General features: G+C 62.6%; 22 protein-coding genes. 20 read left to right on the forward strand and 2 right to left on the reverse strand.

Annotation, left to right across the window (positions count from 1 at the left end):
* Nucleotides 1-7 precede the first annotated feature (7 nt).
* The 19 genes from IG194_RS08950 (at nt 8) to IG194_RS09040 (ending at nt 22,033) form a co-directional block, all read left to right on the forward strand.
* A complete protein-coding gene (locus IG194_RS08950; protein WP_058487484.1) occupies nt 8-1,522 on the forward strand; it encodes a sigma-54 interaction domain-containing protein in 1,515 nt (504 codons plus the stop codon).
* A 54-nt stretch (nt 1,523-1,576) separates the two neighbouring features.
* Nucleotides 1,577-1,717 (forward strand): hypothetical protein, encoded by a 141-nt coding sequence (locus tag IG194_RS08955; protein ID WP_043273242.1) that lies wholly within the window; start codon nt 1,577-1,579, stop codon nt 1,715-1,717.
* 19 nt (nt 1,718-1,736) lie between these two features.
* Nucleotides 1,737-2,936 (forward strand): type VI secretion system-associated FHA domain protein TagH, encoded by a 1,200-nt coding sequence (gene tagH, locus IG194_RS08960; RefSeq protein ID WP_043273243.1) that lies wholly within the window; start codon nt 1,737-1,739, stop codon nt 2,934-2,936.
* Between the two features lie 5 nt (nt 2,937-2,941).
* A complete protein-coding gene (tssJ, locus tag IG194_RS08965) occupies nt 2,942-3,427 on the forward strand; it encodes a type VI secretion system lipoprotein TssJ (RefSeq protein WP_058487485.1) in 486 nt (161 codons plus the stop codon).
* 2 nt (nt 3,428-3,429) lie between these two features.
* The gene (gene tssK, locus IG194_RS08970) at nt 3,430-4,761 is read left to right on the forward strand and encodes a type VI secretion system baseplate subunit TssK (protein WP_043273245.1); all 1,332 of its coding nucleotides are present in this window, start codon (nt 3,430-3,432) and stop codon (nt 4,759-4,761) included.
* Nucleotides 4,762-4,765: 4 nt separating this feature from the next.
* Nucleotides 4,766-5,635 (forward strand): type IVB secretion system protein IcmH/DotU, encoded by an 870-nt coding sequence (gene icmH / locus IG194_RS08975; protein WP_043273246.1) that lies wholly within the window; start codon nt 4,766-4,768, stop codon nt 5,633-5,635.
* 16 nt (nt 5,636-5,651) lie between these two features.
* Nucleotides 5,652-9,188: a type VI secretion system membrane subunit TssM gene (tssM, locus tag IG194_RS08980; RefSeq protein ID WP_058487486.1), complete on the forward strand. Its 3,537-nt coding sequence runs from the start codon at nt 5,652-5,654 to the stop codon at nt 9,186-9,188.
* Complete coding sequence (locus IG194_RS08985) at nt 9,188-9,916, forward strand: PP2C family protein-serine/threonine phosphatase (protein ID WP_058487487.1); 729 nt, start codon at nt 9,188-9,190, stop codon at nt 9,914-9,916. Before tssM ends, IG194_RS08985 begins: the two co-directional genes overlap by 1 nt.
* A complete protein-coding gene (locus tag IG194_RS08990) occupies nt 9,913-10,932 on the forward strand; it encodes a serine/threonine-protein kinase (RefSeq protein WP_225617191.1) in 1,020 nt (339 codons plus the stop codon). Before IG194_RS08985 ends, IG194_RS08990 begins: the two co-directional genes overlap by 4 nt.
* Nucleotides 10,933-10,954: 22 nt before the next feature.
* Nucleotides 10,955-12,991 (forward strand): type VI secretion system tip protein TssI/VgrG, encoded by a 2,037-nt coding sequence (tssI, locus tag IG194_RS08995; protein ID WP_058487488.1) that lies wholly within the window; start codon nt 10,955-10,957, stop codon nt 12,989-12,991.
* 38 nt (nt 12,992-13,029) lie between these two features.
* Nucleotides 13,030-15,453 (forward strand): M23 family metallopeptidase, encoded by a 2,424-nt coding sequence (locus tag IG194_RS09000; protein WP_082996184.1) that lies wholly within the window; start codon nt 13,030-13,032, stop codon nt 15,451-15,453.
* Nucleotides 15,450-16,034, forward strand: a complete 585-nt coding sequence (locus IG194_RS09005) for a hypothetical protein (RefSeq protein ID WP_141679690.1) — start codon at nt 15,450-15,452, stop codon at nt 16,032-16,034. The genes IG194_RS09000 and IG194_RS09005 overlap by 4 nt, the downstream gene beginning before the upstream one ends.
* Before the next feature lie 107 nt (nt 16,035-16,141).
* A complete protein-coding gene (locus IG194_RS09010) occupies nt 16,142-16,870 on the forward strand; it encodes a hypothetical protein (RefSeq protein WP_141679691.1) in 729 nt (242 codons plus the stop codon).
* A 56-nt stretch (nt 16,871-16,926) separates the two neighbouring features.
* Nucleotides 16,927-17,547: a hypothetical protein gene (locus tag IG194_RS09015; protein WP_141679692.1), complete on the forward strand. Its 621-nt coding sequence runs from the start codon at nt 16,927-16,929 to the stop codon at nt 17,545-17,547.
* An 82-nt stretch (nt 17,548-17,629) separates the two neighbouring features.
* Complete coding sequence (locus IG194_RS09020; protein WP_141679693.1) at nt 17,630-18,016, forward strand: XAC2610-related protein; 387 nt, start codon at nt 17,630-17,632, stop codon at nt 18,014-18,016.
* A 322-nt stretch (nt 18,017-18,338) separates the two neighbouring features.
* Nucleotides 18,339-18,929, forward strand: a complete 591-nt coding sequence (locus tag IG194_RS09025; protein WP_141679694.1) for a hypothetical protein — start codon at nt 18,339-18,341, stop codon at nt 18,927-18,929.
* A 474-nt stretch (nt 18,930-19,403) separates the two neighbouring features.
* The gene (locus IG194_RS09030) at nt 19,404-19,715 is read left to right on the forward strand and encodes an ArsR/SmtB family transcription factor (protein WP_043273253.1); all 312 of its coding nucleotides are present in this window, start codon (nt 19,404-19,406) and stop codon (nt 19,713-19,715) included.
* A gap of 47 nt (nt 19,716-19,762) precedes the next feature.
* Entirely contained in the window at nt 19,763-20,926 is a 1,164-nt protein-coding gene (locus tag IG194_RS09035; RefSeq protein ID WP_058487489.1) for an MFS transporter, read from the forward strand.
* A gap of 57 nt (nt 20,927-20,983) precedes the next feature.
* Entirely contained in the window at nt 20,984-22,033 is a 1,050-nt protein-coding gene (locus IG194_RS09040; protein ID WP_058487490.1) for an alkene reductase, read from the forward strand.
* Nucleotides 22,034-22,451: 418 nt separating this feature from the next.
* Here IG194_RS09040 and IG194_RS09045 read toward each other — a convergent pair whose 3' ends face one another.
* Nucleotides 22,452-23,291, reverse strand: coding sequence for a hypothetical protein (locus tag IG194_RS09045; protein WP_058070297.1), 840 nt, complete (start codon nt 23,289-23,291; stop codon nt 22,452-22,454).
* Nucleotides 23,292-23,554: 263 nt separating this feature from the next.
* On the opposite strand from IG194_RS09045, the gene IG194_RS09050 reads away from it, so the two are divergent.
* Nucleotides 23,555-23,824 carry a hypothetical protein gene (locus tag IG194_RS09050; protein WP_024128440.1) on the forward strand — a complete coding sequence of 90 codons (270 nt, stop codon included), beginning with the start codon at nt 23,555-23,557 and terminating at the stop codon, nt 23,822-23,824.
* Nucleotides 23,825-23,905: 81 nt separating this feature from the next.
* On the opposite strand, the gene IG194_RS09055 is transcribed toward IG194_RS09050, so the two are convergent.
* Entirely contained in the window at nt 23,906-24,895 is a 990-nt protein-coding gene (locus tag IG194_RS09055; RefSeq protein ID WP_043314051.1) for an NAD-dependent epimerase/dehydratase family protein, read from the reverse strand.
* Nucleotides 24,896-24,908: the final 13 nt, after the last annotated feature.

The following is a 24,908-nucleotide window of genomic DNA, read 5'->3' on the forward strand; positions in this document are numbered from 1 at the left end:
GCCGGTCATGTTCAAGCGCATCTCCCAGCCGCTGCGCTATGCCGAAAGCCTGCTCGGCCACTACAACGAGCTGGCCCGGGCAGCGGACGCCCAGGGCCTGCTGGACGGGTTCGTCCGCGCGGCCGGAGCGCTCAGCGGCTGCGAACTGGTCCAGCTGTACCTGCTGGATGCCACCCACACCAGCCTGGGGCTGCATGCGGAGTGCCTGGAGGGGCGCCTGCAACCGCGGGAGGCAACCAGCCTGCCGGCCGACTACAAGGACCAGCAACTGCTGCAATACAGCCTCTGCCAGAACCGTGTGCTGAGCCTCGCCGAGCTCAACCCCAGCCTGCACGAAACCGCCTTCCTGCCGAACGGCGGGCAACCATGGCGCGCCCTGCTCTGCGTACCCCTGCGGAATGGCCAACAGGCGGTGCAGGGCCTGCTGCTGTGCGTCGGCCGCCAGGCCCATGAGCTGGGGGGCTTCGCCGCCTCGCTGGAACAACTGGGCACTTTCGCCCTCTCGCAGTTGCAACTGCTGCAACGCCTGCGCCTGCGCCGGGGCGAAGCCACTCCGCCATCCACCCCGGCGAGCCCTTGCGCCAGCGGCTACGGCCTGATCGGCGACAGCCCGGCCATGCGCCAGACATACCAGATGATCGGCAAGGTGCTGCACAGCCCCTACACCATCCTGCTGCAGGGCGAGACCGGCACCGGCAAGGAACTGGTGGCACGCGCCATCCACGACTGCGGTCCGCGCCGCAGCAATGCCTTCATCGTGCAGAACTGCTCGGCGCTGCCGGAGCATCTGCTGGAAAGCGAGCTGTTCGGCTACCGCAAGGGGGCGTTCACCGGCGCCGACCGCGACCACCGGGGCCTGTTCGACGCTGCGGACGGCGGCACCCTGTTCCTCGACGAGATCGGCGACATGCCCCTGCCGCTGCAAGCCAAGCTGCTGCGGGTGCTGCAGGAGGGCGAAGTGCGGCCGCTGGGCAGTACCCGCACCCACCGCATCGACGTGCGGATCATCGCCGCAACCCACCGCGACCTGAATGCGATGGTCGCCACCGGGGAATTCCGCGAAGACCTCTACTACCGGCTGGCGCAGTTCCCCATCGAATTGCCGCCGCTGCGCCAGCGCGGCGAAGACATCCCGCGCCTGGCCCGGCACTTCGCCGACAAGGCCTGCGCCTTTCTCCAGCGCGACCTCTGCCACTGGTCCGACGCCGCGCTGGACTGCCTGTCCGCCTATGCCTTCCCCGGCAACGTGCGCGAGCTCAAGGGCATGGTCGAACGCGCCGTGCTGCTTTGCGAAAGCGGCGAACTGCAACCCTCGCACTTCGTCCTGCGCGAAGAGCCAGTGGACCCCGACCGCAGCCTCAACCTGCGCGAACGCCTGGAACAGGTGGAACGCGCCCTGCTGCTCGACTGCCTGCGCAAGAACGGCGGCAACCGCACCCTGGCCGCCCGCGAGCTGGGCCTGCCCCGACGCACCCTGCTGTACCGCCTGGGGCGCCTGAACATCCATTCGACGGAGGCCTGAGCCGCCATGTCGAGCCCATCCACCACCGCTCTGCCATCAACCGGAGGTCGTCCGATGTCCCCTCTTTCCTGGCGCGCCGCGCTGCTCACCCTGGCCGTTCTGCTCGGCCTGGCCGGATGCAGCGGCAACTACAAGTTCAACGACAAGGACTACCGCCCGCTGGGCGACCCGCAGACGCTCAACCGCGGCAACTGACCGCAAGGAGTCCACGACCATGGAACTGGTTTTCGAAATGGTGAGCGCCCAGCAATTCGTGCCCGGGCTACTGACCAACAAGACCTTCAAGCAGGCCGGCGGAGTGATCGGCCGTGCCGAGGACTGCGATTGGGTGATTCCCGATCGCCGCCGGCACCTGTCCGGCCACCACGCCGAAATCAGCTATCGCGATGGCGCCTTCTACCTGACCGACACCAGCAGCAACGGCATCCAGCTCAAGGAGAGCGGGGCCCGCCTGCGCAAGGGCGAGGCCCTGCGCATCGAGCACGGCTGCGTGTACTGCCTGGGCGACTTCGAGATCCGCGCGCGTCTGGTCCAGGACCCGGCGCAGTTCCTCGACCAGGTCGGCCGCCCGAGCGCGGCCGGCAGCATCATCCCGGACGACGCCTTCCTCGACCTCGACCCGCTGACCGCCCTCAACCAACAGGAGCGGGCCTACGTGCAGAGCGACGATTTCGGCCTGCTCGGTGCCCACCAACAGACGGCGCGCCAGCAGGCCGACTATGCGCGCATCGACATGGAAAGCCTGCCCCTGCCGGAACTGGTGCCCGCCCCGCAGCCGGCGCCGGCCGCCGAACCGCCTGCCGAGCCGCAACGTCAGCCGGACGGCTTCTGGCAGCGCTTCGCCGGCGCGCTGGGGGTAACCCTCGACGACCTCGACCAGGATGCCCGCGAAGCCCTGGCAGTGGACGCCGCGCGCCTGCTGCGCCAGTGCGTGGGCGGCCTGCAACAGAGCCTGCGCACACGCACCGAGCTGAAGAACGAATTGCGCCTGGCCCTGACCACCGTGCAAGGCGCTGGCAACAACCCGCTCAAGCACAGCGCCGACAGCCACGATGCGCTCAACGCCCTGCTGCGCCCCGGCAAGCCCGGCCAACTGCCCGCCGAACAGGCCGTGGCCCGCGCCTTCCGCGACCTGCAGGCGCACCAGGTGGCGTTGCTCAGCGCCAGCCGCGCCGCCGTGCGCGAGGCCCTCGAACACTTCGCCCCGGAACAGCTGGCGCTGCGCTTCGAACGCGACGGCCAGGTCTCGCGCTTCGCCGGCGCCGCCGGCCGCTGGCGCGCCTACGGCCGCTACCACCAGAGCCTGCGCCAGGACGACGAGTGGAGCGAACGCCTGCTCGCCCGCGATTTCGCCCAGACCTACGAAGAACAGGTCCGGCTGATCGCCACCCTCAACAGCGACTCCCAAGGATGATCTCCATGCCCCGCATGAAACCCTTCGCCGTGCTGGCCCTGCTGCTCCTGTGCAGCGCCTGCTCGAGCCTTTCGCCCTATTCCCGGCTGACCAAGCTCGACCTCGAGCTCAGCGCCAGCGAGCAGCTCAACCCCGATCTCAACGGCCGTCCCTCGCCGATCGTGGTGCGCCTGTTCGAACTCAAGCATCCCGTGGCTTTCGAGAACGCCGACTTCTTCAGCCTCTACGAACGCGCCAAGGAATCCCTCGCCCCTGACCTGGTGGCGAGCGAGGAACTGGAACTGCGCCCCGGCGACAAGCGCGAACTGAAGCTCAGCGTCAACGACGGCAGCCGCTACGTCGGCGTGCTCGCCGCCTACCGCGACCTGCCGGAAAGCCAGTGGCGCTACGTGGTGCAAGTCGCCCCGGCGCGGCAGACCCGTGCCCAGCTGCGCCTGGAACAGGACGGCATCCACGATCTGGGCGCCAGCCTGGCGAAGAAGGGTGACTGAGCATGACGGCACACAAGGTCATCTGGCGCGAAGGCATGCTCCTGCGCCCGCAGCACTTCCAGCAGAACGATCGCTACTACGATCACCAGCTCAAGGCCCGCACACGCCTGTTGAACCGCTACAGCTGGGGCTTCTTCGAACAGGAAGTGGACACCCAGGGCCTGGCCATCGGCAAGCTGGTGCTCAACCGCGCCTCCGGCGTACTGCCCGACGGCACCCTGTTCGACCTGGGCAAGCTCGCCCAACCGCTGGCGGTGGACGTTCCGTCGAACACCAGCAATACCCCGGTGTACCTGGCCCTGCCGCTGGTCACCGGCAACCACATCGAGGCACGGCGCCCGGAACAGCTGGACTTCCTCGCGCGCTACACCTGCCGCGAACAGGAAGTGGCCGACTCCAACGCCGGTGACGACAGCAGCAGCCAGGTCACCTGCGCCCACCCCGACTTCCAGCTGCTGCTGGGCGAGCAGCGCAACGACCAGGCCTACGTGCGCCTGAAACTCTGCGACATCCTCGACACCTCGCTGGAAGGCGGCATCACCCTCGACCCCGAGTTCATTCCCACGCACCTGCACTTCCATGCCAGCGGCTACCTGCTGTCGTGCCTGAAGGAAGTGGTCAGCATGCTCGGCCACCGCGGCGAAACCCTGGCCGAACGCATCCGCTCCACCGGCACCGTGGGCGGCGCCGAGGTCGGCGACTTCCTCATGCTGCAACTCATCAACCGCACCGAACTGGTCCTGCGGCATTGCATGGACCTGGAGCAGGTGCACCCCGAGGAGGTCTACCGCACCCTGCTGGCGATGCTCGGCGAACTGGCCACCTTCGCCAGCGACAGCAAGCGCCCGCGCCTGGATGGGCGCTACCAGCACAGCGACCAGGGCGCCAGCTTCCGCAAGCTGATGGAAGCGATCCGCCAGGTGCTGTCGATGGTGCTGGAACAGCACGCCATCGAGCTGGTCCTGCAACAGCGCCAGTACGGCATCCTGGTCTCGCCGCTGCATGACCACAAACTGCTCGGCAGCGCCTCCTTCGTCCTCGCCGCCAGCGCCCAGTGCGACGCCGAGACACTGCGCCAGCGCCTGCCAGCGCACCTCAAGGCCGGCCCGGTGGAGCGCATCCGCCAACTGGTCAACCTGCACCTGCCGGGTGTCCGCATCAAGCCGCTGCCAGTGGCTCCGCGGCAGATCCCGTTCCACGCCAACAAGACCTACTTCGTTCTCGAACTCAGCCCGGAAGAACAGGCGCAACTGGAACGCTCCGGCGGCTTCGCCTTCCACGTCACCGACGAATTCCCCGGACTCGAGCTGAAGTTCTGGGCCATCAGGAACTGAGCGCATGATCAAGGAAATGGACTATTCGCAGGACGACAAGACCGTCCTGCTCGACCGTCGCACCGAGGAGCCGGCCCGCGGCCCGCTGACCGACCTCGAGGAGCCGCCACGCTTCGAGCACCTGGAGCAGCGGATGATCTACGCCGCGCGCCTGCGCCCGGCGGAAGCCATCAACATCGGCCTCAATCCGCTGGTCAGCGCCGCCGCCGAACTGCTGTCGGAAGTGGTGCGGCTGAAGCACAGCCCAGCCGGCGAGGAGTTGCAGGGCCTCAACCAGCACCTGTCCGATGGCGTTCGCCAGTTCGAGCTGCTCGCCCTGCAGGACGGCGCCGACAACGGCCAGGTCATGGCTGCCCGCTACGTGCTCTGCACCGTGCTCGACGAGGCGGTGGTCACCACGGCCTGGGGCAACGAGAGCGAGTGGGCGCAGATGAGCCTGCTGAGCAACTTCCACAACGAGACCTTCGGCGGCGAGAAGTTCTTCCAGCTGCTCGAACAGGTCACCCGCAACCCGGTCAAGCACCTGCACATGCTCGAACTGATGTACCTGTGCCTGGCGCTGGGCTTCGAGGGCAAATACCGGGTGCTACCACGCGGCCTGCTCGAACTGGAGGCGATCCGCGACAGCCTCTACCGGCAGATCCGCCAACTGCGCGGCGACGTGCCGCGCGAACTATCCCCCCACTGGGAAGGCCTGCGCGACCAGCGCCGCGGCCTGGTGCGCATCGTGCCCTGGTGGCTGGTGGCGCTGTTCACCCTGGTCTGCCTCGGAGTGATCTATTCAGGCTTCGCCTGGGTCCTCGGCGAACAGCGCGAAAGCGTCCTGCAACCCTATCAGCAGCTCGACCCGGCGACGGTCGAGCCCACGTCGTAACACAGGGATTGGTGTAATGAAGAACTTCCTCAAGAAGACCGGCGCCTTCCTGCGCCGGACCTGGGTCTGGAGCCTGCTGCTGGTGCTCCTGCTGGCCCTGCTGGTGTGGTTCGCCGGCCCGCTGCTGGCGGTGGACGACCACAAGTTCTGGGCCGGCGCCAGCGCGCGGCTGCTGAGCATCGCCGTACTCTTCCTGGCCTGGGGCCTGTTCATGGTCTTCGTCAGCTGGCGCAGCACGCGCCGGCGCAAGCAGGAACAGGAGAGCGAAGATGGCCAGCAGCGCCTGCGCCGCGAAGAGATGATGGACGAGGAGCAGCGCGAGCTGCGCAGCCGTTTCAAGGACGCCCTGCACACCCTCAAGGTCTCCAGCCTCTACCGCGGCCGCAGCGAGCGCTGGCGCCAGGAGCTGCCCTGGTACCTGCTGCTCGGCCCGCAGGGCAGCGGCAAGACCAGCCTGCTGGACTTCTCCGGCCTGGAGTTCCCGATCAACCGTATCGACCGCAAGCTGACCCGCGACACCAGCGGCACCCGCTACTGCGACTGGTACTTCGCCGAGCACGGCGTGCTGATCGACAGCGCAGGGCGCTACCTCACGCAGCCGGCCAGCGAGGTCGACAGCAGCGCCTGGCACACTCTCCTCGACCTGCTGCGCAAGCGTCGTCGCGCACGCCCGCTCAACGGCGTGCTGGTGAACCTGCCGGTGGACCTGCTGCAGCGCGGCAACGAGGAGGAACTGACCCTCCTGGCGCACCAGGTGCGCGCGCGCCTGCTGGAAATCCACCAGCGCCTGCACGTCGAGGTACCGGTGTACGTGGTGCTGAGCAAGGCCGACAAACTGGCCGGCTTCGAGGAATTCTTCGACCAGCTGTCCCGCGAGGAAAGCGACCAGGTGCTCGGCACCAGCTTCCGCAAGGAACAGAACGGCACTGATATCACTGTGTTGCGCCAGGAGTTCGAGGAACTGCTGCGCCGCCTGCACAGCCAGATCATCATGCGCATGCACCAGGAGCGCGATACCCAGCGCCGCGGCCGCATCCTCGACTTCCCGCACCAGCTCGGGCAGATCGGCGAGCTGTTGTGCCTGTTCGTCGACACCGCCTTCACCGGCAACCGCTACCAGCGCGCCACCCAGTTGCGCGGCTTCTACCTGACCAGCGCGCCGCACCTGACCGCCAAAGTGGACAACAGCACCGCCCAGGTCGGCGCCAACGCCGGGCTCGCCAGCAAGGCCCTGCCGACCTTGCGCAATGGCCGCTCGCGCTTCATCCAGCACCTGTTCAGCCGGGTGATCTTCCCCGAAGCCGACCTCGCCGGGCTCGACCACAAGGAGCGCCGCCGCATCAACTGGGGACAACGTGCGGTCTACGCCACCGCCCTGGTCGTCCTCGGCCTGTTCGGCCTGCTCTGGGCCAACAGCTTCTCCAGCAACCACGGGCGCCTGGAGCAAGTGCGCGACATCGACCGCCAACTGCAGGAGCAGCACGCCGCGCTGGCCCCGCAGGACGACGCCCGGGCCGCGCTCAAGGCGCTGGACAGCGCCTATGCCGCCAGCCAGGTATTCCCGCCCAAGGGCGATGTATCGCTGCTCGAACGCAGCGGCCTGTACCAGGGCGAGAAAAGCACCCCGGTACTGCAGGCGGCCTACCAGCGCGAACTGCAAAGCCAGCTGCTGCCGCGCGTCGCCCGTACCCTCGAAGGGCAGATCCGCGCCAACCTCGGCGACCGCGAGCGCCTGCTCGGCAGCCTGCGCGCCTACCTGATGCTCAACCTGCCGGAACGCCGCGACCCGGCCTTCCTCAAGGATTGGCTGGCGGCCGACTGGTCGCTGCGCTACAGCGGCGACGCCGTGGTGCAGAACGGCCTGGGTAGCCACTTCGCACGCCTGCTCGAACTGCCCTTCGTCCACCCGCTAAACGACCAGTTGGTGGCACAGGCACGCCAGGTGCTGCGCGCCGAATCCCTGGCCAGCGTGGTCTACCGCGTGCTCCGCGAACAGGCTCGCGACCTGCCGCAGTACCGCCTCAGCCAGCACCTGGGTCCGCAGGGCGCGCTGTTCTCCGGTACCGACTATGTGATTCCCGGCCTGTATACCCGCAACGGCTATCAGCAGTACTTCATCGCCCAGGGCACGCCCATGGTCCGCGAGATCCTCCGCGACAACTGGGTGCTCGGCGAAGGCAGCAGCCTCAGCGGCCAGGACCTCAGCCGCCTGATGGTCGAACTGCAGCAGCTGTACTTCCGCGACTACGCCAACCACTGGAGCGAAGCGGTCAACCAGGTGCGCCTGCAACCGGTGGTCGACGCCGGCCGCGGCGCCGACGAAGTGGCCGGGCTCACCGCGGCCAACTCGCCGCTGCTGCAACTGCTCCAGGAAGTGCGCGACAACACCCGTATCCCGAGCCTGGCGGACAACGCCGGGGACGTCGCCGCGGCGGCCGGCGCGGCCAGCGATGCCGGCGGCAAGCTGGGCAAGGTCGGCAAGATGGCGGCGGCCGCCGCCGAACAGGCCCAGGACGCCCTCGCCAAGAACCTGCCGGATACCGCGCGGCAAGCCATGCAGCGGCGCTTCGAGCCACTGCACCGCCTGCTCGACGACAACGGCGGCCCCACCGCCGACCTGGCGCCGGTGATGCAGGCGCTCAACGACCTGCAACTGCAACTGGCCGCCCTGGCCCGCGCCAGCCAACCGCAGCAGGCCGCCTTCGAACTGGCGCGCAACCGCATGGGCGGCCAGCTCGACGCCCTGGCCAACCTGCGCAACGCCGCCACGCGCCTGCCGCAGCCGGTCAGCGGCTGGCTGGCCCTGCTCGCCGAGGACAGCTGGACGCTGGTGCTGGGCGACGCCTACATCTATCTCAACCAGCGCTACCAGAGCGAGCTGTACAGCTTCTACTTCAAGGCCATCAACAAGCGCTATCCGTTCAACCCGCAGAGCAGCAGCGACGTGGCCATCGCCGACTTCCGCGAGTTCTTCAAGGCCCAGGGCGTCGCCGACCGCTTCTTCGAAAGCTACCTGCAGCCCTTCGTCAGCGGCGATCCGGGCAACTACCGGCTGCGCAGCGTCGACGGCCACAGCCTGCCGATGTCGCGCGCCTTCCTCGAGCAGATGGGCTACGCCCAGGCGATCCGCCGCAGCTTCTTCGCCGACAACCCGGCCGAGCCCCAGGTGCAGTTCAAGCTGGAGCCCTACTCCATCGACTCCAGCCTGAGCCGCGCCGACTTCCGCTTCGGCGACCAGCAGTTGGAATACCGCCACGGCCCCATCGTGCCGGTGGCCTTCAAATGGCCCACCGACGCCGACGACGGCCGCACCAGCCTGGTCCTCGAGGAACTCGGCGGGCGCCGCGTGAGCCTGGAGAAGAACACCGGCCCCTGGTCGCTGTTCCGCCTCTTCGACCAGATGCGCACCGAGTACCACAGCGGGCGCGACGTGCTGATGCTCAAGGCCGACCTGAGTGGCCTGCGCGCCAACTACCTGGTGCTGGCGCAGCGCTCGCCGAACCCGTTCGACCTCGGCACCCTGCGCAGCTTCCGCCTGCCGGTGTCGCTCTGATGCCGTCCGCCAGCCCCTGGCGCAGCGCCGCGCGCACCGACCCCGGCAAGGTCCGTGCGCGCAACGAGGACGCCTTCCTCGACTGCCCGGAGCGCGGCCTCTGGGTGGTCGCCGACGGCATGGGCGGCCACCATGGCGGCGACCGCGCCAGCCGGCTGATCGTCGAAAGCATCGCCGCGCTGCCGGGCGATTGCGGTTTCGAGGCGCGCCTGCAGCAGTTGCGCCAGTGCCTGCACTGGCTCAATCGCCGCTTCGGCCAGGAACTCACGGTCACCGCCGACCAGCCCTCGCGCATCATGGGCAGCACCGTCGCCGCCCTGCTGCTCGACGGCCAGCGCGCCGCCTGCGTCTGGGCCGGCGACAGCCGCTGCTACCTGTGGCGCGGCGGGCGCCTGTACCAACTGACCCGCGACCACTCGCTGCAACAGCAACTGATCGACGAACAGGGCCTGAGCCCGGAGGACGCCCGCCAGCACCCTTCGGCCCACGCCCTGACCCGCGCCATTGGCGCCAGCGACGACCTGACGCTCGACATCCTCGAGCTGCAGGTCTACCCCGACGACGCCTTCCTGCTGTGCAGCGACGGCCTCTACCAGTACGTCAGCCAGGAAGCCCTGGGCTACGCCCTCAGCCTGGCCTCGCCCACTGCCGCGCTGGAACGCCTGTTCGACCATGCGCTGCTGGGCATGGCCCGCGACAACCTCACCGCCGTGGTGGTCCGCCGATGAGCAAGCAGAGCATGGCCACGGACCAGGCCGAAGCCGGCAACCTCACCTACTTCGCCTTCATCGACCCGGAGCGCGCCGTGCCGCTGGCTGGCAGCGAACCGCCGCCGGCCCCGGCCACGGCGACCTTCAGCCCCCAGGCGCTCCCCGAAGTGCTGGGCGGCCGCTACCGCCTGGAACGCCTGCTGGGCGTCGGCGGCATGGGCGCCGTGTACCGCGCCCGCGACCTGCTGCGCGAGCAGTTCGGCGATCCCGATCCCTACGTGGCGCTCAAGGTACTGAGCGAAGAGTTCGCCGAATACCCCGACGCCAGCGCCCTGCTCTACAGCGAATACGCCCTGACCATGCGCCTGCGCCACCCGCACGTGGTGCGCCTGCACAGCTTCGAAGTGGACACCGCCTGCCAGCGCGCCTTCATCACCCTGGAACTGATGCGCGGCCTGACCCTCGACCAGTTGCTCAGCGAGCGCCCGCAAGGGCTGCCCTGGGACGAGTTCCGGGAAGTGGCCGGCGCGCTGCTCGACGCCCTGGCCTATTCCCACGAGCGCGGCGTGCTGCACGGCGACCTCAAGCCCAGCAACGTGATGCTCGGCGAAGACGGGCTGCGCCTGTTCGACTATGGCCTGGGCCAGGCCCGCGATGGCCTGCTCGACGGCCTGCCGAAACTCTGCCGCGCCCGCATCGCCGCCTGGACGCCACGCTATGCCGCCCTCGAACTGCTCGAAGGCGCGCCACTGTCACCGGCCAGCGACCTCTACGCGGTGGCCTGCGTGCTCTACGAACTGCTGTGCGGCACCCACCCGTACCGGCGCCTGAACGCCAAGCAGGCCAAGGCCATGCAACTGGAGCAACAGCTGGCGCCTCCCGCGCAGCTGCCGCGCCCGGCCTGGCAGGCCCTGCGCTGTGCACTCGCACTGAATGAAGCGGACCGCCAGATCAGCGTCGCGCAGCTGCGCGATGCGTTCCACACACTGCCACCCCAGGGGCTGCGCCGCTGGTTCCGGTGGCGCAACGGATGACTTTCGAACAGGGAGCCCGAGCATGTTCAACCCGGCCAACCAGACCCACTTCAGCCTGACCCTCGACGGCCTGGAGCACGACTTCCAGGTCCTGCGCTTCCACGGTCGCGAAGCCATCAGCCAACCCTACCGCTTCGAGCTGGAACTGGTCAGCGAACGCCCCGGCCTCGACCTGGAAGCCCTGCTGCACAAGCCCGCGTTCCTCGCCTTCAGCCCCGCCGGGCCGGGCGTCCACGGGCTGATCCAGCAGGCTGGGCAAGGCGACGCCGGCCAGCGCCTGACCCGCTACCGGGTGGTCCTGGCGCCGCAGCTGGCCTACCTCGCGCTGCGCAGCAACCAGCGCATCTTCCAGCAGCTGACGGTGCCGCAGATCATCGCCCGGGTACTGGAGGAGCACGGCATCCTCGCCGACGCCTACCGCTTCCAGCTCGGCCCCACCGTCTACCCGCCGCGCGACTACTGCACCCAGTACGACGAGAGCGACCTGCACTTCGTCCAGCGCCTGTGCGAAGAGGAAGGCCTCCACTACCACTTCGAGCACAGTCCCGACGGGCACCTGCTGGTGTTCGGCGACGACCAGACCGCCTTCCCGCGCCTGGGCCAGCCCACGCCCTACATCGCCGACACCGGCCTGGTGGCCGACGAGCCGGTGATCAAGGGCTTCGTCCTGCGCCTGGAAGGCCGCACCAGCCGCGTGACCCGCCGCGACTACGACTTCCAGAAGCCGCGCCTGCGCATGGAAGCGGCCTACCGGCCGCAGCAGGAGCAGGACCAGCCGGACCTGGAAGACTACGACTACCCCGGCCGCTTCACCGACCGCGAGCGCGGCAAGCTGCTGAGTCAGCGCAGCCTGGAAAGGCACCGCGCCGACTACCGCCAGGCCGAGGGCCGCAGCGACCAGCCGAACCTGAGCAGCGGCCACTTCCTGGAAATGTCCGAGCACCCGCGCGGCGAATGGAACGACCTCTGGCTGCTCACCGAAGTGCGGCACGAAGGCAGGCAGCCGCAGGTGCTGGAAGAGTCCATCACCAGCGACACCGCCGACAGCCAGGACGACTTCCACCAGGGCTACCGCAACCGCTTCCTCGCCACCCCCTGGGACGTGCACTACCGCCCGCCGCTGGCCCACCCCAAGCCGCGGGTGCTGGGTACCCAGACCGCCGTGGTGACCGGCCCGGCGGGCGAGGAAATCCACTGCGACAAGTACGGGCGGGTCAAGGTGCAGTTCCACTGGGACCGCGAGGGCCAGGCCGACGACAAGACCAGTTGCTGGCTGCGCGTGGCCAGCGGCTGGGCCGGCAACGCCCTGGGCGCCGTGGCCATCCCGCGCGTCGGCATGGAGGTGCTGGTGGACTTCCTCGAAGGCGACCCGGACCAGCCGCTGGTCAGCGGCTGCCTGTACCACGCCGAGCACCTGCCGCCCTACGAACTGCCGGCCCACAAGACCCGCACCCTGTTCAAGAGCAACAGCTCGCCGGGCGGCAGCGGCTACAACGAACTGCGCATCGAGGACCGCAAGGGCCAGGAGCAGATCTTCATCCATGCCCAGCGCGACTGGGACGAAAACATCGAGCACGACCAGAAGATCCGCGTCGGCCACAAGCGCCACGACACCGTGGAAGCCAACGCCTACAGCGAGTTCAAGGCCGAGGAGCACCAGACCATCCACCTCGACCGCAAGGTGGAAGCCAAGCTCGACGACCACCTGGCGGTAGCCAACAACCAACACATCCGCCTGGGCAACGCCCAGCTGACCCGCGCCGGCCGGGAAATCCACCTCAAGGCCGGGCAGAAACTGGTGATCGAGGCCGGCCAGGAACTGACCCTCAAGGCCGGCGGCAGCTTCATCAAGCTCGACGCCAGCGGCGTCACCGTGTTCGGCCCGCTGGCGAAGATCAACGCCGGCGGCTCGCCGGGCAGCGGTTCGGGCATCGCCCTCAAGTCCCCCCTGCAACCGGGCGCCGCGGATGCGGACAAGGCCGGCGGGCCGATGGACGAGGCGCTGGCCAATCCGCTGAGCGAGACCAAACCTACCGGCCAGTACCCGATGTCCCTTTGAACGAGCCAGAGAGCACTAACGGATAAGGACCATTCAAGATGATCATCAGCCCTCCCTTCCTTCCCGCCCCTATCGCGGGAGAAAGCGATGAAGCCTTCCTCGACCGCGCCATGGTGGGCGGTATTCCGGGTGATGGCGGCTTTCCCCTGAGCTTCGATCTGAACTGGCACGGCGGCATTCATCTCACTGCCCCGCAGGAAGCTGGGGCCCCCCTACCGGTAAGGGCCATCGCCGACGGCACAGTTGTCTATTTCAGGAAACCCACCGAAGAATCCAGCAACCCGGAACACCCATTGCATTACATGGATGGCTGGACCGATGACGGCTGTATCGTCCTCAAGCATGAAACCGAAATCGGCGAAGGCGACAACGCCAAGGTCGTTTACTACTCGATCTACATGCACCTGTCGAAAATCAACCTCGCCAATCCCTCCGTGGGCCAGGTGGTCTACCGCAAGGACAGCATCGGCGAGGCCGGCAAGATCTACGGCAAGGCGGGACGCATTCATTTCGAGATCATCGCCGACCAGACCCAGATCGCCAACCTGACCGGCAGAACCACCCGCGAACTCGACTATCAGTCCGGCAATGGACGAACGGACAGTTGCTGGGGCGACATGTATTTCTTCGTCCCTCCCGAGCTTCTCGCCTACTCGGCGCCCCCGACCAATCGCACCCAGGCGGAAAATACCTCGGCGGTAGCCTACCGCTGCCCCGCCATGCCAGCAGCCACTACGCAAGAAGGCGCCACCTCCACGGAAAGTGCTCCAGCCCAAGTCACTCCGGACGGGTATGAGTGGGCTGCGGCCTCCCAACTACAGCACGGCATCTTCGTGCGTATGAGCTACGAAAAAGGCCAGTGCAAGCTGACTTCGTACTACCTCTCCGGCGACGTCATAGGCACGCAGGAAGAGGAGGCTGATTTCGAATACAACCTCTACAGCAAAGCCTCAACGCTCTATCCCCAAAGCCCCAGCGCCGGGTATGAACTGCTGCGCTTCGGCCGCGTCCTCGGGCCGGACATACTGCGCCCCACCGATGCAGCCCATTGGCGACAGATCAAGGTCCCGGGCAAATCCGGGGAAGAAAGCCGCGGTGCCTGGGTAAACCTGAACGCCCCCACCGTCACCAAGTTCAGCGATGCCGACTTCCCCCACTGGCAGGGTTGGTACCTTGTAGATGACGACACGGACAAAGACAGCCATTGCCAGTCGGCCTTCATCCGCAACCTGCTCAACCTGGACGAAGGAAAAGTGGTAGCGGATAACGGCGATGCCGTAAGCATCGCGACTTCGCCCGCATACGATGCGCTCTCTCCAGACGAACAGAAGAAACTATCCGAGCGTTATGTCAGGGAGCGCACTCTGAACATGAGTCGGTTGACTAGCAGCGAAACCCAGTCGCGCATCAGGCGACTGGTCTGCAAGTTTCCCACGGAGTGGAGTGCCAATGACTTTGATGACCGTTATGGCTGGCTTCAGAAAGTAGCAGAAGGAGGCCCCTTGACATCAGACCAGTACGGGAAGCTCAAGAGGCATCAGGAAGCTTTGGCGTTTTGGAAAAATGTCAATCTGGACCAAGTGATAAAAAAACATTGGCATTTCCCACCAAGATATTTTATTCAGGTATTTAGGAAATGCGGCTGGCTTAGTAAGAAAGAATTAACTCAAATAATTCCCAAGAACATAATAAGAAAGCCTGGCTCACATAACTCAAACACGCATGGAGTCTGGGAGCAACCGAATATAAATTATGCCATAAACTTCATAAACACACACCTTTTAGAGATCAACAAATCCCTGCAAAAATTTTTAATAACAACTCCGATGAGGCAAGCCTGTTTCTTTGGAAACTCAACCCAGGAGACAGGTTGGTTCAGATATATGAAGGAATCAAATGGAAACTCGCCGACACTCCACTCAGGATGGTACGGTCGCGGACTGCTCCAACTAACCAACCCCAATGGTAATCTGGGCAATGGCAACAACAACTATTATAAATACTTTAAATTCCTCGGAAGAACACCTGTAGTACCTGCCAGCGCAAACGAAATAGCTTGGCGTAATGAAATTGGAGAAACATCTCGACACGCGTGCCATAGCGCCGGCGCATACTGGGTATGGCCAAATAAGTCCGCTCCAACCGCCAGCAACCCTGACAGGCCACTAGTTGGAAATACCAACCTATACGCAGACACTCCGGCTACAAACTCTCGCAGAACAATACAGACCAATGCAGGCATCAAGACTTGGTATTTCAACCAATCTTTTACAAACTGTGCCACTGCTGTTAACTATCCATCAACAACAGGATCCCCATCTCCGAACATGAATGGGTTAGTAGATAGATCCACAGCGTTTATTAATGCCCTAATAGTCCTAGCGGATAGACCAACATTCGGTACGACCACGGACGCCCTCTCGGACACTCCAGAAGATTACATAAGGAGAGAGACCCAATGAAATCTGCAGCTTTTTTAGGTTTTTTTATAGCCAGCGCATTAATTCCTACCTTATGCAGAGGCGAAGATAATTTTGAAACAAAAACGGAACAAGATAACTACTGCAATTACAGCATTGGAGGCAAGCTAAAAAAGATATCATCCCCACCCAAAAAAGAAACAAGAAATGGAGTAATAATATACACATCAGAAGTTCATATAAAAACAAAAGATAAAACAAAAATCGGACTTTTAAAATTCTCATGCCTTGAGAATTCAAGGCAACCTTTCGAAGCCTCAGAAGAGACTACCAGTCCATCAGCTGCAGCAGAAATTGAAAACGAAGATTCTGGAGGTAGGTACTACCGGATAGTGAATTGGGAAAAGCCAATAATCGGACAGAACTGGAAAGGTACCATAGCGTATACAAACTCAAGTTTTGGCGACAACCAGAAAACATTGGCCCCTGATTTTTTCTATATATGCCCAAACAACCGTGTCACAACTTGCTTCTCTTTCTCCTTCTCAGAGACTGGCACACTAAAAAACTCAGAGGCCACAACAATTTCTCAGATATTATCTGACATAAAAATAAATAATTAATAAATTTCAAAACTCAAGAAAAACGATATATCGCCCCTTTATCCGGACCTAGCTATTTGAGAAAGCCATAATCAATAATCTCGACCTATTTTGACTTGACGGCGACTATGAAAACCAGAAACTGCATAGTTTTATTTATCTCAACAACGGGGGCCATCAGCACAGCAATCGCTTCCACCCCTGAGCACACGGTTTCACTAGGAAACCGGTTGGAAGACGTGAGAGATTTTTCAGGACCAAGTGTAATCGAAACTAAGCAGGGAGACTGTTCATACTCGCTTTCATTAGGTGACCACCAACACGCCCAATACGATGACCCAGATATAGTCATCTATGAGGCACCATCTAAGATTAATAGGAATTCTACCCCATATTTATGGCAAGCAGAATCAGCAACAGGGTACGATTGGGCTTTCAAAAATCCAGGAAACCCTGAATTGAAATGGTTCGGGTTAATGTGTGAAAGCAAGGAAAATTTTCCATTTTCCATTACCAACGATGATGACTTACTCCCCGAATATAGAGAGATATTAGAATCTAACTCCTTAAAGTGCCCAGCAGATTTCAGAAACGGAAGATTCGTAATCAAGCCTAGTATGGCAGGCGATAATAGTTATATTTTTCAGCGATTATCCGAGAACAACTGGGAGGGCGTTCTAGTTCTTCATAAACAGAAAGGAAAAGAAAACTATGACCAGATTCGCTTTTGCTTAGTTCATGAAGGAGCTGTACTAATTGGAACATCCGAAAATGAAGAGCCAACCCCAAATATAGATAAGAATTTCGCAGATGATCTGATAAAGATCATAAAAACGATAAATTTCAAAAGCCATTAACCCCCAAGACACAGGCTTGAATGACCAAGAGAGACTTATTTCCATTGAGAGACACCATGAGTTTCGCCAAATACTTCCTGGTCAACCTTCTATTAGTTAGCACGATTGCTCAGGCATCTCCCTCAATCATGGAGGCTGTATGTGTAGAGCATTTAAATAGTGAGCGAATGACCCGCATAAACATAAAGCAAGAATCAACAACAATAATTGATACAGAGAAAGACTGCAGCTCCACATACACATACTACAAAATACCAAATAAAGGTATTGTAATATTTGCAGGCCCATCAGGCGACGAATTAGGATTAAATGCACAGAACGATATATTTATCAAATCTGAAACTGGAAAGATTGCAAAAAGCATTGGATCAATACCCGTAGCATCGACCCCGGTAAATGATGAGACTTATGTAAACATCACACTGTCTGGCGGTTCGGTGTTCAAAACTATCTATGTAATCAAGGACCAAGAAATTGACCTCATTCCCTCGGGGCTAGAGCTAATATTTTCGGATACCCAGTGCATATATGATACGTCCAACAGCCAACACTGCAGAAACATGACAGGAACATTTGAGAGACCAATCTGCATACAGAAAATCGATAATAAAAAGATCCTACAACCCCAAGAGACTTGTGCTGACATGGAAGCGGAGATAGCCCAACCCGACAACTAACAAACAACAATACAGGAAAATCGCCAAATCTTTCCAAAGCAGGCTATCTCTTACATCAAACAAACTTAAAAAGACGCACACAGTGAGATACATACTGCCTTTATTTGCAATTTTATATCTCCCCAAAACTCTTCCAACTGAACAATGCACATCTGACGAAAAGAATTCAAAACCATATAACTGCACAGGTAAATTCGAAAACAAAATAGAAACTCTACTCGAAAATCTCTCAGACAATGAAAAAATTGAATTCACAGATATAAACTTCGACGGACAACCCGATATTATAATTAGACATCCGCCCTCCGGTCAGACTCAGATGTCATCCGCTTTTATTTTCGACAGGAAAAGCAAGAGCTTCATAAAGAACGAAGAGATAAGCAACATTCCATGCCTTGCAATTGATGAAAAAAAACAAAAGAATTTCAGGGACCTGCTTCTCCTCAAGCAACTGCGATACCTGGAGTGAAGAATACAAATTTAGCAAGGAGGGGAAATTAGAAATTACTGCTATGAAAGGAACCTACTGCGCCCCCTCAACAGGAGATGCATACTCTTACTTTGAAACATACAATGACGGAAAAATATTCGAAAGAAAAGTAGCCCCAATAGTTAAGAAAGATTAATGGCCCGTCAGGAGCCTAGCCTTGCGCGCCTCCTTCAGACTAAACGAAAAATAAACGACGAAAATAGAGATGATAAGGAATATTTTATCGTCCTACTAATCTACAGCCGCCCAACTATATAGCAAAAGAGCTATCTTTCCTTACCTAGCCATATAGAAAAACCATATGAAAAAGCACAACCCCACTCTTTATATTCTAGGTTTCTTCTATTCATTCTCTGTGAATACTGTCACTGCTGATCAAGACAAACATAAACCCTCACCATTCAGCACTGATCAATACCTAATCGAGACTCTAACAGATGGAGATTTAAACACGAAAAAATTGACACTTAAAGATAACTCACCCTATGCAACTGAACTAGACAAACTACCCACAGCAATAATAGCCAGCACCAATCAGAATAAATTTGAAAAAGCTATAAAACCTGAAAAGAATGCAAAAAACTATAGCAACATACTAAAACTACCAATCGATGATGAGAGCGTATCAGTTGCTGAGTCGCCCTTAAGTGCTAGAGAACAAGTGAAAATTCCAAACTGGAGCGTATCAGATATGCAGACAGTTATATACCAGGCACCTAATGGATCAGATGGAGTAATATTAGTATGCATGACATTGCGGCGAACGATGAAGAATGAAAATCTTGCCATATTGCAATGTAATGACTTCTACCCCGAGAGCCTACAAAGACTAGAACGCATTGCAGAAGAAACTGATAACTACTTTGACACCATCTCCCACGACAAACAGTAGAAACTAGAAAGGAGAGACGAGAAAGCATGTAGCCCCCTCGTCCAAACCTTAGCGCCAACAACATAAAATGTAGAGTCTTTTAGTATCGAAAGAGGAACACAGTCATTCGAAACCACTAAAAACAGCTGCATCGCAAAAGAAAGCGAGAAAACATCACATTAGTTAGTCAAGCTAAACACATTAGCTTTTAGTGCAAGCGCAAGAAACATTCCTTTAAACCATAGAAGCTATATATAAAGCATCTAGATTCTCACCCGAGGGCTGACTACCCAGAAGAATTAGCCCCCATCCCCTTCTGCCCACGATCTCCCCAGCCCCTTGGCCGGCCCCACGCCAATCGGCCTAGTGACATCCCCTCTCTCCCACCACCCACCTACTATCAACCCCATCGATCATCATCATCGACCCAAACGAATTCATATCGCTTTTCACCGATATATAGTTCGTTCCCAAGCGATACACACAAAGGCAGCGATGAGCGAAGCACTGAACCTCGACGAGATCTTCAAGGCCCTGGCCCACCCCGTGCGGCGCGACATGCTGCGCTGGCTGAAGGAGCCGGAGCGCTATTTCGACGAGCAGGAGCACCAGCCTTTCGCCATCGGCGTCTGCGCCGGGAAGTTCGACCAGCGCACCGGGTTGTCGCAATCCACCGTGTCGGCGCATCTGGCCACCCTCCAGCGCGCCGGATTGGTGACCAGTCGGAAAATCGGCCAGTGGCACTTCTTCAAACGCAATGAAGACACCATCGCGGCCTTTGTTCGCCACTTGAGCGAAGCGCTGTAGTCGCAGCGATCTGCCTAGAACGTCCCACTTTTTTCAGGAGCAGGCGCATGCCCCTTCCGCTTCTCGTCCTCGCTTTGTCCGCGTTCGCCATCGGCACCACGGAATTCGTCATCATGGGGCTGCTGCCGGACGTGGCCGGCGACCTCGCGGTGTCCATCCCCAGCGCCGGCTGGCTGGTCAGCGGCTATGCCTTCGGCGTGGCCATCGGCGCGCCCATCATGGCGCTGCTCACCGCCAAGCTGCCGCGCAAGCGCGCGCTGCTGATGCTCATGGGCATCTTCATCCTCGGCAACTTCCTCTGCGCCGTCGCCGCCAGCTACGGCATGCTGATGCTGGCGCGGATCGTCACCGCGCTCTGCCATGGCGCCTTCTTCGGCATCGGTTCGGTGGTCGCCGCCGGCCTGGTGCCGGCCAATCGCCGGGCTTCCGCCGTGGCGCTGATGTTCACCGGACTGACCCTCGCCAACGTGCTCGGCGTGCCCCTGGGCACCGCGCTGGGCCAGGTCGCCGGCTGGCGCTCGACCTTCTGGGTGGTGACGGTGATCGGCGTGTTCGCGCTCATCGGCCTGTGGCGCATCCTGCCCGCCGGGCACGACGAAGAGGCCGTGGACCTGCGCCAGGAAGCCGCGGCCCTGCGCAGCGGCCAGCTGTGGCTGGCGCTGGCCACAACAGTGCTGTTCTCCGCCGCGGTGTTCGCCCTGTTCACCTACGTCGCGCCGCTGCTCGGCGAAGTCACCCAGGTGTCGCCGCGCGGCGTGACCTGGACCCTGGTGCTGATCGGCCTGGGCCTGACCTTCGGCAACATCCTCGGCGGCCGCCTCGCCGACTGGCGCCTGGGCACCACCCTGGCCGGGGTGTTCGCCACCATGGCCGTGGTTTCCGCGGCGCTGAGCTGGACCAGCCACGCGCTGCTGCCGGCCGAGATCACTCTGTTCGTCTGGGCCGCGGCCGCCTTCGCCGCCGTGCCGGCCCTGCAGGTTAACGTGGTGCGCGTCGGCCAGAGCGCGCCGAATCTCGTCGCCACCCTGAACATCGGCGCCTTCAACGTCGGCAACGCCATCGGCGCCTGGGTCGGCGGCAGCGTCATCGACCACGGCCTGGGGCTGACCCGCGTGCCCCTGGCCGGCGCCCTGCTCGCAGTACTGGCGCTGATCGCGGTGATGATCGCCTTCAGCGGCAAGCCCAACCAGGCGCAACCCGTCCTGGACTGAACCCACCGTGCATCTACCGAACATCCACCGAACATCCCGTAACGGAGCACCGCAGCAATGACCACGCTCTTCGACCCGATCACCCTCGGCGACCTGCAACTGCCGAACCGCATCATCATGGCCCCGCTGACCCGCTGCCGCGCCGACGAGGGCCGAGTGCCCAACGCGCTGATGGCCGAGTACTACACCCAGCGCGCCGGCGCCGGCCTGATCCTCAGCGAAGCCACCTCGGTGACGCCCATGGGCGTCGGCTACCCCGACACCCCCGGCATCTGGTCCGACGACCAGGTGCGCGGCTGGAGCAACGTGACCAAGGCCGTGCACGCCAACGGCGGGCGCATCATGCTGCAGCTGTGGCACGTCGGCCGCATCTCCGACCCGCTGTACCTGAACGGCGAAACGCCGGTGGCGCCCAGCGCCATCAAGCCGGCCGGGCACGTCAGCCTGGTGCGTCCGATCAAAGAGTTCGTCACCCCGCGCGCGCTGGAGACCGAAGAGATCGCCGACATCGTCGAGGCCTACCGCCAGGGCGCCGAGAACGCCAAGGCCGCCGGCTTCGACGGCGTGGAGATCCACGGCGCCAACGGCTACCTGCTCGACCAGTTCCTGCAGAGCAGCACCAACCAGCGCACCGACCAGTACGGCGGCTCCATCGAGAACCGCGCGCGCCTGCTGCTGGAAGTCACCGACGCCGCCATCGAGGTGTGGGGCGCCGGCCGCGTCGGCGTGCACCTGGCGCCGCGCATGGACTCCCACGACATGGGCGACGCCGATCCGCTGGCGACCTTCGGCTACGTGGCCCGCGAACTGGGCAAGCGCGGCATCGCCTTCATCTGCACCCGCGAGAAGGAAGGCCCCGACAGCATCGGCCCGAAACTGAAGGAAATCTTCGGCGGCCCCTACATCGCCAACGAGCGCTTCACCAAGGCCAGCGCCAACGCCTGGCTGGCCAGCGGCAAGGCGGATGCAGTGGCCTTCGGCATCCCCTTCATCGCCAACCCGGACCTGGTGGAGCGCCTGGCCAAGGACGCGCCGCTGAACGAAGCGCATTCGGAGACCTTCTACGCCAAGGGGCCGGTCGGCTATCTGGACTACCCGCGGCTGTAAGGACAGGGCATGAAGAAAAGGGCGCCTCCTGGAGGCGCCCTTTTCGTTTGCGGCGGATATGTTGCCAACTGCGCCGGCGCGCTTTTCGTAGGATGGGTTGAGCCTGCGAAACCCATGCGGTGGTGGGTGATGGGGTATCGCTTCGGTTGAGGGTTAAGAGCCTAGAGCCCCTCTCCCCAGCCCTCTCCCTGAAGGGAGAGGGGGCTAGACCGTGCCGAGAGGGGGCCTGGCTTTAACCGGTAATCTCTGTGCTAGCCGGCTGACTCCATCCAAGCGCTCCGAACGGTTCCCTCTCCCTTCAGGGAGAGGGAACGGAGCCAACCCAAAGCACGAAAGCCACCGGTGAATACCGTTACAAACCATGTAGGAGCGCGCCCTGCGCGCGAATCGCGGGCAGGGCCCGCTCCTACACGGGCGCTCAGCGATTGGTCAGCTGCTGTTGGAGGTTCTGCACCTGCGCCTGCAGCGCGTTGATGTTGCGCGTGACCTGGGCGCGGAAGGCGTCGAATTCGGCGGTGCTGCCGCCCTGCTGGCCCTGCTTGCCCTCGACTTCGCTGCGCAGGATCAGCAGGTCGTCCTGGATGCTCTTGATCGACTGGCTCTGGTCGCCGCGCTTCTTCAGTGCCGCGATGTCGGCGCTCAGGTTCTGGATCTGCGCGTTGGCGGTGGCCAGGTCGCCCTGCAGGCTCTTCACCTTGGCCTGTTCGTCGGCCAGCGACTTGATCTTGCCGTCGAGCTGGGCGATCAGCTGCGCGGCGCTGTCCTGCTGGGCCTTGAGTTCGTTGCTCAGTTGGTCGAGGCGCTTGGCCTGCTGGCCGTCTATCTGCGACAGCGAGTCCTGCTGCTGGCGCGCCTGGTCGGCGAGCCGGCCCTGCAGCTGCTTGACCTGCAGCTTGAGCTGCTCGCGCTCGCTGGTCACCGAGGACTCGTTCTGGACGAACTTGCCGCGGATGTCGTCGAGGCGGCCGGCGGCTTCCTCGCTGATCTTGGCGAAGCTTTCCTGGGTGGCGATCAGCTGGTGCTCCATCAGCGCCAGCTGCTGGTGGCTCCACCAGGCCAGGCCCCCGAGGGCGATGGCCATGGCCGCCACCAGCGCCCACAGCGGCCCGGTGCTGGCGCCGCCCTTGGGCTGGGGCGCCAGGCGCTGGCCACCGGGCTCGTAGACGCGGCGCGGATGGTGGCCGAACTCGTCGCGGTCGGCGGCGTCGGTGGTCAGGCTGGGCACATCGTCGAAGTCGTCGAAACTGTCGTTACGCATGAAGGAAACCTGTGGGGGAAAAGCGGCATGGCGCCTGCGCAGGGCGCAGTATATCCGTTCGCGCCGGCGGCTTGGACAGCGCGCCATCGGGGGGCGCGGCGCACCGCGGCGGCGCGTGCGGGCCCTGGCAGAGACCACGCCGGCGCGGCCGGGGTTCCCGCCAGGCCGCGGAAATAGTGGCAAGGCGACAGTATGGCATATGCCTTGCTCCGCCTCCGCACCGGCGCCGCCCTGGCGCCCACTGCGGGGGAGGGAGTTGGGTGATCGAATTCAACAAGGCCATCCTGGACTGCATGCGCGAACTGCGCCGCCGTCTGCGCGAGGAACAGGCGCTGGACATCCGGTTCCAGCAAGCCGATGCCATCGCGCTCATGCTGCGCGCCTGCGAGGGCTCCAGCCGGGACGACACCCGCGAGCTGGGCCAGCGCCTCAGCGAGCTGAGCGGCGTGCGCCTGCCGCGGGTGGTGCAGGAGCCGAGCTTCCTGCCCAGCGAGTCCGGGCAGCGGCATTACTCGGGGCCGTTGCGCGGGTGACGGCGGGGTCGGGTGCAGCAAGACCCCGGGCGATGGGTTTCGCTGCGCTCTACCCATCCTACGAAAGCCGCGACGGATGCTTCAGAGCCCGCTGGCTTTCCACCAGTCGCAGAACTCGTCCACCGCGTCCCACAGGCTGGCGCGCGGCTCGTAGCCGAGGAACTGGCGGGCGCGGCTGATATCCAGGCTGAAGTCCTTGGCCAGCACCGCCATGCCCATGCGCGTGAGCACCGGCTCGGGGCGGCCCGGGCGCAGGTAGCAGAGACCCTCGTTCAGCGCCGCCACCGACCAGGCCAGGGGATAGGGCATGTGCGCGGTCACCGGCGGCAGGTCGAGGCGGCGCATCACGTAGTTGACCACGTCCCACAGCGGCACCGGCTGGCCGTTGCTGATGTTGTAGGCCTGGCCCAGCGCGGTGCCGGTGACCAGCAAGGCGCTGAAAAGGGCGTCGTTGAGGTTCTGGATGCTGGTGAAGTCGACCTTGTTCAGACCCTTGCCGATGATCTTCAGCTTGCCCTTGCGCTGCGCCGCGATCATCCGCGGGAAGATGCTGGTGTCGCCGGCGCCGGTGACGAAGCGCGGGCGCAGCGCCAGCACCTCCAGGCCGAACTCGGCGGCGCCCAGGGCGACCTTCTCCGACTGGTACTTGGTGGCGCCGTAGTGGTTGGCGAAGCGCGTCGGCACCTGGTCCTCGTTCAGGCCGACGTGGGCGCGGCCGTCGAAGTAGATCGACGGCGAGGACAGGTGCACCAGGCGCCGCACGCCCTGTTTCAGGCAAGCCTCGACCACGCTCTCGGTCATCACCACGTTGGCCTGGTGGAAGTGTTCGTAGGGGCCCCACACGCCCACCGCGCCGGCGCAGTGCACCACCGCATCGACGCCCTCGCACAGGCGCCGCACCAGGGCCGCGTCCGCCAGGTCGCCCGGCATGAACTCCGCGCCCCGCCGCACCAGCGGCTCCAGGGCCTCGGCGCGGCGGCCGTTGACGCGCACCGCCAGGCCCTGTTCCAGGGCGAAGCGGGCGAAACGCCCGCCGATGAACCCGCTGGCGCCGGTGACCAGAATCTTCATGCACGCACCTCTA

This window comes from Pseudomonas sp. ADPe (assembly GCF_014843515.1).
Lineage (GTDB): Bacteria > Pseudomonadota > Gammaproteobacteria > Pseudomonadales > Pseudomonadaceae > Pseudomonas > Pseudomonas citronellolis.